11 protein-coding genes are annotated in these 13,302 nt (G+C 51.5%); 9 read left to right on the top strand and 2 right to left on the bottom strand.

The annotated features are described in order from the left end of the window. The first annotated feature begins 54 nt into the window (after nt 1-54). From ACMV8I_RS00985 to ACMV8I_RS01000, 4 genes are all read left to right on the top strand, one after another. Complete coding sequence (locus tag ACMV8I_RS00985) at nt 55-1,041, top strand: hypothetical protein (RefSeq protein ID WP_498863369.1); 987 nt, start codon at nt 55-57, stop codon at nt 1,039-1,041. A 251-nt stretch (nt 1,042-1,292) separates the two neighbouring features. Then, entirely contained in the window at nt 1,293-3,518 is a 2,226-nt protein-coding gene (pqqU, locus tag ACMV8I_RS00990) for a TonB-dependent receptor PqqU (RefSeq protein WP_498863370.1), read from the top strand. A gap of 158 nt (nt 3,519-3,676) precedes the next feature. Continuing rightward, nucleotides 3,677-6,070 carry a glucose/quinate/shikimate family membrane-bound PQQ-dependent dehydrogenase gene (locus tag ACMV8I_RS00995; RefSeq protein WP_498863371.1) on the top strand — a complete coding sequence of 798 codons (2,394 nt, stop codon included), beginning with the start codon at nt 3,677-3,679 and terminating at the stop codon, nt 6,068-6,070. A gap of 155 nt (nt 6,071-6,225) precedes the next feature. After that, entirely contained in the window at nt 6,226-6,729 is a 504-nt protein-coding gene (locus tag ACMV8I_RS01000; protein WP_498863372.1) for a GNAT family N-acetyltransferase, read from the top strand. Nucleotides 6,730-6,756: 27 nt separating this feature from the next. Here the strand turns inward: ACMV8I_RS01000 and ACMV8I_RS01005 are convergent, their stop codons facing one another. Continuing rightward, nucleotides 6,757-7,101 carry an SH3 domain-containing protein gene (locus tag ACMV8I_RS01005; RefSeq protein ID WP_498863373.1) on the bottom strand — a complete coding sequence of 115 codons (345 nt, stop codon included), beginning with the start codon at nt 7,099-7,101 and terminating at the stop codon, nt 6,757-6,759. A 64-nt stretch (nt 7,102-7,165) separates the two neighbouring features. Between ACMV8I_RS01005 and ACMV8I_RS01010 the strand changes: the two genes are divergently transcribed. Beyond that, on the top strand, nt 7,166-7,549 hold the full coding sequence (locus ACMV8I_RS01010; protein WP_498863374.1) for a nuclear transport factor 2 family protein: 384 nt from the start codon (nt 7,166-7,168) through the stop codon (nt 7,547-7,549). A gap of 56 nt (nt 7,550-7,605) precedes the next feature. On the opposite strand, the gene dld is transcribed toward ACMV8I_RS01010, so the two are convergent. Further along, nucleotides 7,606-9,309, bottom strand: coding sequence for a D-lactate dehydrogenase (gene dld / locus ACMV8I_RS01015; RefSeq protein ID WP_498863375.1), 1,704 nt, complete (start codon nt 9,307-9,309; stop codon nt 7,606-7,608). A gap of 173 nt (nt 9,310-9,482) precedes the next feature. Between dld and phnC the strand changes: the two genes are divergently transcribed. The 4 genes from phnC to phnE (ACMV8I_RS01035) all read left to right on the top strand — a co-directional run bounded on the left by phnC (nt 9,483) and on the right by phnE (ACMV8I_RS01035) (nt 13,278). Further along, nucleotides 9,483-10,313, top strand: coding sequence for a phosphonate ABC transporter ATP-binding protein (gene phnC / locus ACMV8I_RS01020; protein ID WP_498863376.1), 831 nt, complete (start codon nt 9,483-9,485; stop codon nt 10,311-10,313). An 84-nt stretch (nt 10,314-10,397) separates the two neighbouring features. Beyond that, entirely contained in the window at nt 10,398-11,330 is a 933-nt protein-coding gene (gene phnD / locus ACMV8I_RS01025; RefSeq protein ID WP_498863377.1) for a phosphonate ABC transporter substrate-binding protein, read from the top strand. Between the two features lie 161 nt (nt 11,331-11,491). Further along, on the top strand, nt 11,492-12,355 hold the full coding sequence (phnE, locus tag ACMV8I_RS01030; RefSeq protein ID WP_498863378.1) for a phosphonate ABC transporter, permease protein PhnE: 864 nt from the start codon (nt 11,492-11,494) through the stop codon (nt 12,353-12,355). After that, entirely contained in the window at nt 12,355-13,278 is a 924-nt protein-coding gene (gene phnE, locus ACMV8I_RS01035) for a phosphonate ABC transporter, permease protein PhnE (protein WP_498863379.1), read from the top strand. The genes phnE (ACMV8I_RS01030) and phnE (ACMV8I_RS01035) overlap by 1 nt, the downstream gene beginning before the upstream one ends. Nucleotides 13,279-13,302 lie beyond the last annotated feature (24 nt).

The following is a 13,302-nucleotide window of genomic DNA, read 5'->3' on the forward strand; positions in this document are numbered from 1 at the left end:
AACGGTCACGAAGCAGCCAGTTTTTTGGCCAGCGCCTGCAATAGGATGAAGACGATGGATAAACTCTCCATCGCCCGTGAAGTGGAAAATGCGCTCAAAGGTGTCAGCTTCATTCGTCCTGACGCTGAGAGCAGCGCAAAAGCTAAGACAAAAACGATCTATAAGGACTCCGCCGTAACGCTCGAAAAGCTGGCCACATTGGAAAGGCAGATCCGCAGCCTGACTAACGAACTCGCCGTTACACGCAGTAAAGTCAGCACCAGCAATGCAGAAGACGTTGAACGGATGAAAACGGAGGTTATCCGCCTGAATTCGCGGATTGCAGCGCTGCAACGACAGTCAGAAATACAGAAAAAGCAGTATGTCGAAGAGCTGGCATTGATTCGCACACGCCAGCGGACAGCGGGGAATTCAAATTCTGTTGAGCTGGACGCGGCGAATGATTTGATTACCTACATCGGCAGCCAGATGGTCGCACTGGCCGCAACACGTGACGCCCTGCAACAGCGTTTAAACCAGGTGGAAACCGATTCTAACTACCGGGTGCGTGAGGAAGAAGATAAACGTCACGCATCAAACCGCAGGGCGGATGGCAACTACGCACTGCTCGGGCAGCAGAAAGAACTTACCTCAGAGGCTAACCGTAAAATCACGCGGCTTCGTGCGAGTCTTAAACTCGAAGAGTATGAAGGGCTGTCTGCGAAGAATGAAACGGCGAAATTGAGAAAACAGATCGCTGAACTGGAAGATGAAAACAGCCAGTTAGCGGAGGAGTCCCGCAACAATTATGATGACTGTGAAAGGCTGAGCAACGCCCTGGAACGCACCGCCAAAGAGTTTACCGCCTACAAAGCGAAAAAAGAACGTTTCGCCCGATGCTTCCACGCGCCTAGTGCCATGATGAGTCTTACGGTGATGGGGTTCATGATGTACTCCGAAGCACAACCTGGACATCTGTTGGACAGCCTCACTCCCGCCGCTTTTTTGGGGGGGGTGGTATATGCGCTTTCCCATATGATCGCCTGGAGCCGGAGAGTTTAACTGCATACACCGGACGCCAGCCTGGGAAATAAATGCCGCAGTGACGACAACGACTAAATAGCGTTGAAACTATACGAAAACGACATTGATTGCAGATTGCAGCCCTTCAATGGACTCTGCGTGCGGTATTTTGTTAAAAACTTATGTTTGTAAAGTTGCGTATATACTAACGAGAGGAAAAAAACTATAGTGAGCGCCTTCTGGATTCTCCATCAGATTGATGGGTTTGTGTCTACTCTATATGTCTAAAAATGAGATGCGCGTCGTATTTTAGTTCGGCCCGTCAATTCGCGTTTTTAGCTAAAAACAAAAGAACGCCTAAAGTGAACGCCAAAACCTCTGCTTTTATCATCACCTTCTTGTCATTTTTTAGTCCTGTCTCAGTCAGTTACGCGCTGTCAGCAACCGATATGCCGAAAGGTAACTCGGTGGACTCCTCTGATTCGTCTTCATTAATGATCATCAAAAAACAAGGCGTCAGCGGCCTGTCCGAACTGGATACCCCGGCGGCGGTCAGCGTGATCGACGGTGAGGATTTCCGCAACAGCAAAGCACAGGTCAACCTGTCAGAAAGTTTGGGCAGCGTGCCGGGCTTGCAGGTGCAAAACCGCCAGAACTATGCGCAGGATTTACAACTCTCGGTGCGCGGATTCGGCAGCCGTTCGATGTACGGCGTGCGTGGCGTGCGCATTTATGTCGATGGTATTCCGGCCACCATGCCCGATGGGCAAGGGCAGACGTCGAATATCGACCTGAATTCTGTCGAGCGTATTGAAGTGCTGCGCGGGCCGTTCTCGGCGTTATACGGCAACGCCTCCGGCGGCGTGGTCAATGTCGATACGCAAAGCGGTTCGCAGCCGACCACGCTTGAAGCCGGTACCTATTTCGGCAGTTATGGTTCTTTCCGCAATAGCGTAAAAGCCAGCGGCGCGACCGGCGACGGTACCCATGCGGGTGATGTGAACTATCTCATTTCCGGTTCCCGTTTCACCACTGACGGTTACCGCGACCATAGCGGTACGCAGAAAAATCTCGGCAACGGTAAACTGGACGTACGTATTGATGACGCCAGCACCCTGACGCTGATGTTCAACAGCGTGTCCATTGATGCCAACGATCCGGGTGGCCTGACAGAAGCCGAATGGCATGACGACCCGACGCAGGCTACACGCGCCGATCAGTACAACGCACGTAAGAGCCTCGACCAGACGCAGGTCGGGCTGCGCTATCAGCGTCAGATGAGCGAGAACGACGAGTTCAGTCTGATGACCTATCATGGCGAGCGCCATACCACGCAATACCAGACCATACCGGCCACTGCGCAAAAGAATACGCTGAGTGCAGGTGGGGTGATCGTGCTGGAGCGTAAATACTCCGGTGTCGATACCCGTTGGAAACATCAAGATCAGCTCGGTTCGGTGCCGTTCGCGGTCACCGGCGGTCTGGATTATGAAACCATGACTGAGCGCCGTTTCGGCTATGAGAACTTCAATGATCAGGGCGATCTGGGCGTCAAAGGCGATGAGCGCCGTAACGAACAGAACGTCATGTGGAATCTCGACCCGTATCTGCAAACGACCTGGAACCTGACGCCTCGCTGGACGCTGGACGTGGGGGCGCGTTACAGCACCGTCAACTTCGACTCGCAGGATCACTATATTACCGGCAGTAATCCGGATGACAGCGGTTCGCGCCGTTATCACAAACTGCTGCCGATGGCGTCCCTAAACTATGCGGTGACACCCGCGCTGAACACTTACATCTCTGCGGGGCGCGGTTTTGAAACGCCAACCATTAACGAGCTTTCTTACCGTACCGACGGTAAATCCGGCCTGAATCTTGGTCTGCAGCCCTCGACCAGCAACACCGTCGAGCTTGGCAGCAAGTGGCGTGTCGGCAACGGTTTAATCACTGCGGCGGTATTCCAGACCGATACCGACGATGAGCTGATCGTCGCACAGAGCATCGGTGGCCGCTCGAGCTATACCAACGCGGGAAAAACCCGTCGTCGTGGGCTGGAATTGTCTTTAGATCAACAGATTGAAGAAAACTGGCGAGTAAAAATGGCCTGGACGTTACTCGACGCGACTTATCGTAACGAGACCTGCGGTTCAGGCGACTGCACGCCAGCGGGCAACCGCCTTCCGGGTATTGCTCGTAACATGGGCTACGCTTCATTAGAGTGGGCGCCGGTTGATGGCTGGCACGCGGGAGCCGATGTCCGTTATATGGGCGACATTGAAGTCAACGATGAAAACAGCCAGCAAGCCCCGTCTTATACTGTCGCCAGCGTGAACGCGGGTTACCGCTTCAACTGGGACAAAGTGACGCTCGACCTGTTCACCCGCGTCGACAACCTGTTCGACCGACATTACGTCGGTTCTGTGATCGTTAATGAAGGCAACGATCGCTATTTCGAGCCCGCACCTGGCAGGAACTATGGAGGAGGAGCTACGCTTTCTTATAGCTTCCAGTAACGTTTTATTTCTATGAACCACGCGGTGTTGCCAAAACATTTGCATTTGTTAAAGCCTGGCAGCGTTCGCAAGGAATGACACCCGGTGAGAGCCGGATGCTCTTGAAGATTTAGCTCATCCTAAATTGACAATTATAAAAATCAGTAAGGTCATCAACTATGGAAACGAAAGCCTCGTTATCACGCATCGTCGTCATAATTACCGCTTTGTTCGCCGCGTTAAGCGGGATTTATCTTTTGGCCGGCGGTGTCTGGCTGGCGAGTCAAGGTGGTTCTCTTTATTACATTATTGCCGGTGTGGTTTTGCTGGTGACTGCGTGGCTGCTGTATCGCCGCTGCGCTTCGGCATTATTGCTGTACGCCGTGTTCCTGTTATGCACCACGGTCTGGGCAGTATGGGAAGTGGGTACTGATTTTTGGGCGCTAACGCCGCGTCTCGACGTCACCTTCTTCCTCGGTCTGTGGATCGTATTACCGTTCGTTTACCGCCAGATGGCGACTAAAAACGGTTTCGCACGCGGTGCGTTGTCGTTGTCGCTGCTCTTCACTGTGATCGTGCTGGGCTACTCTATCTTCAACGACCCGCAGGTGATCAACGGTACGATTAAAGCAGCAGATTCAGCGCCTGCAACCTCTGATTCCGGTATCCCTGACGGCGACTGGCCTGCCTATGGCCGCACTCAGGCCGGTACCCGCTACTCGCCGCTGAGCCAGATCAACGATCAAAACGTCAGCAAACTCCACGTGGCATGGACTTTCCGTACCGGTGATCTGAAAAGAGCCAGCGATCCGGGTGAAATCACTGACGAAGTGACGCCAATTAAAATCGGCGACATGTTGTACCTGTGTACGCCACACCAGCAGCTGTTTGCTCTGGACGCTGCGACCGGCAAAGAGAAGTGGAAATTTGATCCACAGCTCAATTCGAATCCGACCTTCCAGCACGTCACCTGCCGCGGTGTGTCTTATCATGAGACAACATCTGCTGCGCAAGGGACGCAAGCGAATGGCGCAGCTCCGGCAGTGTGTTCACGCCGCATCATTCTGCCTGTCAACGACGGCCGTCTGTTCGCGCTGGATGCTGAAACCGGCGCACGTTGCCCGGCATTCGGTAACAACGGTGAGCTGAATCTGCAAAACAACATGCCTAATGCAACGCCGGGTCACTATGAGCCGACGTCACCGCCCATCATCACTAAATCGGTGATCATTGTTGCCGGAGCGGTTACCGATAACTTCTCGACTCGCGAGCCTTCCGGTGTGATCCGTGGTTTCGACGTTGAGAGCGGTAAATTGCTGTGGGCCTTCGATCCGGGTGCGGCTGAGCCGAACAAACTGCCAGCCGATGGCGAGCACTTCACGCCAAACTCACCGAACTCATGGGCGCCTGCGTCTTATGATGACAAATTGGATCTGGTTTACCTGCCAATCGGTGTAGCGACACCGGACATCTGGGGCGGCAACCGCACACCGGATATGGAACGTTATGCGAGCGGCGTGCTGGCGCTCAATGCGACTACCGGTAAACTTGCCTGGTTCTATCAGACCGTTCACCACGATCTGTGGGATATGGACGTTCCGGCGCAGCCAACGCTGGCTGATATCACCGACAAGACCGGCAATAAAGTGCCTGCGATTTATGTACCGACTAAAACCGGTAACATCTTCGTGCTGGACCGCCGTGACGGTAAACTGATTGTTGATGCCCCTGAGAAGCCGGTTCCACAAGGCGCAGCAAAGGGTGACCACGTGTCTCCGACTCAGCCATTCTCCAAACTGACTTTCCGTCCGGAAGCCAAACTGACTGGCAAAGACATGTGGGGGGCCACAATCTACGACCAGCTGATTTGTCGTGTGATGTTCCACCAACTGCGTTATGAAGGCACGTTCACACCACCATCCGAGCAGGGCACCTTGGTATTCCCGGGTAACCTCGGCATGTTCGAGTGGGGCGGTATCTCTGTAGATACCGACCGTCAGGTAGCTATCGCTAACCCGATTGCGCTGCCGTTTGTATCTAAACTGATCCCACGCGGACCGGGCAACCCGATTGAGCCTGACGCTAACGATAAGGGGGGTTCCGGTACTGAGTCTGGTATCCAGCATCAGTACGGCGTGCCATACGCCGTAACGCTGAACGCGTTCCTGTCCCCGTTGGGCTTGCCATGTAAACAGCCTTCATGGGGTTATATCTCCGGCGTTGATCTGAAAACCAACGACATCGTGTGGAAAAAACGTATCGGCACCGTGCGCGATAGCTCACCGCTTCCGTTACCGTTTAAAATGGGTATGCCAATGCTGGGTGCACCGATCTCCACCGCCGGTAACGTGTTCTTCATCGCGGCAACCGCAGACAACTACCTGCGCGCGTTCAACATGAGCAACGGCGACAAATTGTGGGAAGCCCGTCTGCCCGCTGGCGGCCAGGCAACGCCAATGACTTACTCGGTGAATGGCAAACAGTACGTGGTCATTGCAGCCGGTGGTCACGGTTCGTTCGGCACCAAACTGGGCGACTACATCATCGCTTACGCACTGCCAGACGCTAAGTAACTGTGCTAAAAGTGTTTTGATATAACGAAGGCCGCGAAAGCGGCCTTTTTTGTCGGTGTAAAGAGAGGGCGGCGTAAATTTTATCAAGGCTTTATAGTGTATTAAGTCCCAATGTAAAAACGTTGGGTAATAAAAGGGCTTGTCGAGGAAGAGTCATGGGATCCGTGCAACTTAAATCTGCCAAAGAACATCGTCACATCATCGAGAACTTGTTTACTTACTACGTTTACGACCTGTCCGAGTCGGGCCGGTGGCCTTGCGGGAATGATGGCCGCTATGGATACAGTCTGACTTTGTTGGACCCTTATTGGTCAGATGAATATCACTGGCCTTGGCTAATTTATAGTGATGAAGAGTTAGCGGGTTTCTGCCTGTTACGTCGCTATCCGGATAATCTCGATCGTTTCGATATTGATCAATTTTTCGTATTACGCAAATTCAAAGGACGGGGAGTCGGAAAGGAAGCATTTCGCCTCGCGGTGACCGGGCTACCAGGGCTCTGGCAGACACGTGTTTTACTTGAAAATATCTCTGCACTTAACTTTTGGCGTTCGGCTATTTCCTCACTAACCCACGGGCAGTACGAAGAGAAAGTGATGCCAGACAGAAACTTGCCGATGCACTTTATTTTTTATCAGGTGTCTGATACTGATGACTAATATGAGCAAAGTCACCTGTTGGAATTATTAGATCAGCTCTATATATTCTTGTGGCACCCAACCAGCTTCTCCACAGCCCTTGATCGCCCAGTACCATCCATTAAGTGATCTTTCCACCATGAGGATTTCGTTGGTAATAACAGATAGCTCATGCGCCGTGTAATTTTCCATACAGATGACGTGGTTTGGAGACACAGGAGAGAATATTTGTTGAGGTGCCCAGCCCGCATCTCCTGAAGCGAGCTGGATCCATACCCAGCCACGCCATTCAAGATCGCAATGGCTGATAATCGCGATGTCGTCTTTCGTTAATGAAATAGGGGTTGGGTAGGAAGAACGATACTCCTTGATCACAATAGCTCGTCTGTTCAAGAAAGACCTCCATGGGTTTAGGTTATATCTGTGACATGTGGAAACTGAATCGAGAGAAATACCTATGCATTTAAATGAAATCAAAGACCTTGAATGCAGTCTTCATGACGCTAAACGCGCTAACAGGCAGTGGCTGGAAAAAGTACTGCACCAGGATTTCATGGAGATCACCCGGTCAGGTATTCTCGTTGATCGGCAAGAAACCATTGCCGCGCTGACCACTGAAACAGCGGCGTCGCAAATAATGGCCTCCGATTTTCATCTGCAAACCGTTAACGCCGGATGTGTGATCTTGACATATAGAACGATGGTGCGCAGTGAAGCCGGAACTTCACACGCAGCGTTGCGCTCATCATGCTGGACACTGACTGAACGTACTGGCTGGCAATTGCTTTTTCATCAGGTGACGCCGGATGTCAGTGAGCGCAGAAACGGCCCCGGTTTATAAAAGTACCGTAGCCGTTTTTACTGATCTATTGCTGAATTCCCGGTCAAAAATCCAAATTAACCTTGCCAGTTTTTTAATTTACTGGTTTTCCCAATCCCCGGGTTAAAACTGTTGGTTGGGTCGGCTTGCTGATAGAAGGCTTTCAGATGCGGTTTCGCCAAGTACAGATGCCCGACGTTATGCTCGGCAGGATACTCGGCCCCTTTGGCGTCGAGGATTTCCAGCATCTGGTGTTTGAGTTTTTTACTGTCAGCCCCTTTTCTGACGATGTAATCCTGATGGAAAACGTGGCACATAAAGTGGCCGTAATAGAGTTTTGCTACCAGTTGATTATCGATTTCCGGCGGCAGGGTTTCGAACCAGTCAGTGTCGTTGCGGCGCAGTGCGATATCCAGTGCCAGAATATCTTCCACCTCTTTTTCGTGTACTGCGTGATAACGCACGGCGGCACCGGCGGCGGCGAAGCGGTGGAGGAAGGCTTTCTTGCCTTCATCATCGGTGCATACGAAGAAGTCGCCCTCATTCTCACTGAAGAATTGGCTAAGGAAGGTCTGTGCCTCGTCGATTCCTGCACCGGACATTTTCAATAGCAGATGATGTTCATAGCGGTCGCGGTATTGTTTCATCCGCGGTGGCAGATGGTTGGGCAGGGCCTTGCTGATACACTGCATCACCCGGTCGCTAAAGTTTTTGGGCAGGAACGGCACTTTGCTGACGTGGGCATCAAACTTACCTTTGGCGCTGAACATGTCCGGCATTTTGTCGGTGCCGAGTTTATCGATCATCATGAACGTGTCTTTGCCATAGACTTCGGCGATGTCGAAAATGTCGCGGTGCATGTATTCGCCAGCGACGGGCAGGTTTTTGAAATCACGCAGGATCTGCCGGCGCAATTCGGTCAACACGGCGGTACTGTTGGTACCGATATAAAATACTTGCTGCTGGCTCTCGGCCGGGAAGGTATCGAGGCGCACGGCGAATACGGCCAGTTTGCCCGCACAACCGGAGGCTTCGAACAGGCGGCGCTGGTCGGCATTAAAACGCGATGGCGTATCCGCTTCGACATCACGTACCCGTTCTGCGTAGTCATGGTCAGAGGCCCTACGCTGGTCGTGGCTGATCTCTTCTGCTGTGAAATTACCCTGTTCCAACCGCGTCAGTATCTGTTCCGGTGTATCACCCAGGGCGATCCCCAGATGGTTAATCAGCTGTAGCTCACCCTGAGCGTCGATTTGCGCATACAGCGCCATCTCGGTATAAGCCGGGCCGCGTTTCACCAACGAACCGCCGGAGTTATTACAAATTCCGCCGACCACCGAGGCACCGATACACGAAGAACCGATCACCGAATGGGGTTCGCGGCCATAGGGTTTGAGGATTTTCTCCAGTTTATATAGGGTGCTGCCAGGGAAACCAATCACCTGATTGCCGCCGTCGAGCAGTTCAATATGGTCGAGCTTCAGGGTGCTGAAAATCACAATGTCACGGTCATAGTCGTCACCGCTGGGTGTGGAACCCTCGGTAAGGCCAGTATTAGCGGCTTGCATGATGACAATTTTGTCGGCGTCGACGCAGGCTTTCAGCAGTTGCCATTGTTGCAACAGGGTCTGCGGGAACACGACAGCCAGCGCTTTACCGCCGCCCGAGCGAAAGCCTTTACGGTAACGTTCCGTATTACTGTCGCCTGTTAAGACGTGACGGCTACCGGCAATCTCTTTCAGACGCGAAATCAGCCCCTGATTGTCCTGATGAATGCTCATTTCTTCTCCTTCCGTTTTTCGCTTGAGCGCAATTGGCACCAGAAATAATCATAGACTTAAATGCTGTCAGGGGAAGTTTAACGTCACCGGAAGGCCATTAAAGCATCATCAATGTGTCATAAAACTCGCGCTTAATGACTACCATAATCTGTAAGCAACCGAGAGACAGCATCATGGCGCAAGCTCAACTTAAGCTGGCACAGGCTGAATATCCTCAGGCCCGGCCACAGCAGCAGAACAAAGTGCTCGACGTAAAAGGGTTGGTGAAATCCTATAAATCCGGTCAGCGCGTACTTGACGACATCAGCTTTGACCTGCATGCCGGCGAGTTTGTTGCCGTGATTGGCCGCTCTGGCGCAGGAAAATCGACGTTGCTGCACGTGCTCAACGGCACTATTCCCTTGTCAGAGGGCAGCGTGGTTTGCCGCTATGAAAACGGCGAGCAGCAACAACTGGCCGGTCTGACCGGTAAGGCTCTGCGCCGCTGGCGCGCGGGTTGCGGCATGATTTTCCAGGACTTCTGCCTGGTTCCGCGTCTTGACGTGTTGACCAATGTGTTGCTTGGCCGCCTGAGCCAAACCTCGACGTTAAAATCCTTTTTTAACCAGTTTGACGACGAAGACCGCGCTCGTGCGATCTCGCTGCTCGAATGGTTGCATATGCTGCCGCATGCGCTTCAGCGTGCTGAGAATCTCTCCGGCGGCCAGATGCAGCGTGTAGCGATTTGCCGCGCATTGATGCAGAACCCGAAAATACTGCTGGCCGATGAACCGGTGGCCTCGCTGGACCCGAAAAATACCTTACGTATTATGAATGCGCTTAAAAAAGTCAGTGAAGAAAATATCGCCGTGATGGTGAATTTACATTCAGTTGAACTGGTTAAAGACTTTTGTACGCGGGTGATTGGTATTGCCAAAGGGCAGATAATATTTGACGGTCACCCTGACCAATTAAATGATGACATTCTTCATCAGTTATATGGGGAGGATGGCGAAGCACAATAAATAAACAGTGAAACATGTTTTTTTACGATTTTTTATTTTTATTTATCTCAACTTTATCTCCTTCTACACAAGGTCATATATTAAATGAAGAACTTATTACGTCTGGCGGTATTGGTGGCAGGTTCATTGACCGCGATGCACACAATGGCAGAAGATGCACCCAAGGAACTTAATTTGGGTATTTTGGGTGGGCAGAATGCTACTCAACAAATCGGCGATAATCAGTGCGTAAAAGATTTCTTCGATAAAGAATTAAATGTCGATACCAAACTGCGTAACTCCTCTGATTACTCCGGCGTTATTCAGGGCTTAATCGGTGGGAAGTTGGACATGGTATTAAGCATGTCACCGTCCGCATTCGCCTCGGTTTATATTAATAATCCGAAAGCCGTGGATATCGTCGGCATCACAATTGATGACACCGACCAGTCTCGTGGTTACCACTCTGTGGTGGTGGTGAAAACCGAAAGTCCGTACAAAAAGTTGTCTGACCTGAAAGGCAAGGCATTTGGTTTTGCTGATCCTGACTCCACATCAGGCTATTTGATCCCGAACCAGGCCTTCAAGAAAGAGTTTGGCGGCAATACTGACAATAAATACAACAATTTCTTCTCCAGCGTGACCTTCTCCGGCGGCCATGAGCAGGACATTCTCGGTGTGCTGAATGGCCAGTTTGACGGTGCAGTGACCTGGACTTCCATGATTGGTGATCGCGCAACAGGATATACCTCCGGTGCTTTCAACCGCATGATCCGTATGGATCAACCTGATCTGATGAAGAAAATTCGTATTATTTGGGAATCGCCGTTAATTCCAAATGGTCCGATTTTAGTTCGCAGTGATTTACCACCAGAATTCAAAACCAAGTTGGTCGCCGCTATTAAGAAACTGGATAAAGACGATCACGCTTGCTGGATTAAAGCTGCTGGCGGTAAAATGCATATTGGCGATACCACGCTGGCTGAGTATCAACAGATCATAGATATGAAGCGAGAGCTCACTAAGGGCAGCCGCTAATAGGCTATTTTACTTGTCACTTTGAATGCGGGCAGTGCTCGGACTCCTCACGTACTTCATGTACGCTCCGGGTCCTGTGCGCTGGCCGCATCCAAATTTCCTGCGACAATAACGCCTATCGTATATGTGAAAATTTCCAGATAAAAACCGGAATATCCATTTTGAATAAAGACTTCAATCGTTATTATCAGCAAATACGCGGTAAGCAAAAGCGTGAAGCGTTGATCTGGTCAGGGCTGATGCTGGTACTTTATTTATGGTCAGGTAATATTTCTGAGCTTAATTTGAAAACGGTATTTCTTTCTGCACCGCATTTCTTTGATTATATCGGTGAAACGGTGCCGGTATTACACTGGTCCTTGCTGTTTGCCGATGCGCATACTCAAGGTTCGTTGGCCTATTGGGGCTACCGTCTCAATATTCAGCTGCCGTTGATCTGGGAAACCATTCAACTGGCGCTCTCTTCTACTATCTTATCGACAGCGCTGGCGACCCTGCTGGCGTTTATGGCCGCCAGTAATACTGACTCGCCAAAATGGTTGAAATTTAGCATCCGTACTTTTGTGGCTTTTTTGCGCACCATGCCGGAACTGGCGTGGGCGGTAATGTGTGTCATGGCGTTTGGTATCGGCGCGATACCGGGCTTTATTGCCCTGACATTGCATACCGTCGGCAGCCTGACAAAGTTGTTTTACGAATCGATTGAAACCGCATCGGACAAACCGGTGCGCGGCCTGAAATCCTGCGGAGCTGGGCGTCTGCAACGTATGCGCTTCGCCATATGGCCGCAGGTCAAACCTATTTTCCTCTCGTACAGTTTTATGCGTCTTGAAGTTAACTTTCGCCAGTCCACCATTCTCGGGCTGGTGGGGGCGGGCGGTATCGGCCAGGAGCTGATGACATCGATCAAACTCGACCGTTACGACCAGGTCAGCATGACGTTGCTGCTGATTATCCTGGTGGTTTCCGTCATGGACTTCTTATCAGGAAAATTGCGTAAACGCGCAGTAGAGGGCACCTTCTGATGCTGACTGAAGCACTGGCACCGTCGGCAATTGCCGGTATCAAGCGCGATAACCCACAGCTGTTTTCCGCCCAGCGCCGTTATCTGCGCTACCTCGGTCTTTTTACTGTGCTTATCACACTGTATTATATCTGTTTTTTCACTTTTTACGGCATTCCATGGGAAGCCGTTGTACGCGGCGCAGGTCAAATAGTCCGCTATTTTATGCGCATGTTTGTCTGGCATAATTTCTCTCAGTGGCCGTTGATGTACTACTTTGAGCAGATCGCCATTACGCTGGCAATAGTGTTTGCCGGAACGATCACCGCTACATTTCTTGCGCTGCCGCTCTCTTTTCTGGCCGCGCGCAATGTAATGTCTACGCCGCTGCTTCGTCCAATATCGCTGGTGGTTCGCCGCCTGCTGGACGTACTGCGTGGGTTGGATATGGCGATCTGGGGGCTGATTTTCGTGCGCGCCGTTGGTATGGGGCCTCTGGCCGGTGTGCTGGCAATTATTATGCAGGATCTGGGGTTGCTGGGTAAGCTTTACGCGGAAGGTCATGAAGCCGTAGAACGTTCGCCAAGCCGTGGTCTGCGGGCACTGGGCGCTTCGTCGCTACAAACACATCGCTTCGGCATCTTCACGCAATCTTTCCCAACCTTCCTCGCACTTTCGCTGTATCAGATTGAGTCCAATACCCGTTCTGCTGCGGTGTTGGGCTTTGTCGGTGCCGGAGGGATTGGTTTGGTGTATGCCGAGAATATGAGATTATGGAACTGGGATGTGGTGATGTTTATCACCCTGATTTTAGTGGTGATCGTGATGGCAATGGATAAGATTTCCGCTATTCTGCGGGCTAAATATATTCATGGTGAAGATATCGATCTCTTTGAGCCGCCGCGCAAACCGAAAGCCCCCGTTCAGCTTTATCGTCCACAATAACCGTTCCTTTCGTGGACAAAAAAG

Origin of the sequence: Ewingella sp. S1.OA.A_B6 (assembly GCF_049889095.1) — a bacterium.
Taxonomy (GTDB): Bacteria; Pseudomonadota; Gammaproteobacteria; order Enterobacterales; family Enterobacteriaceae; genus Ewingella.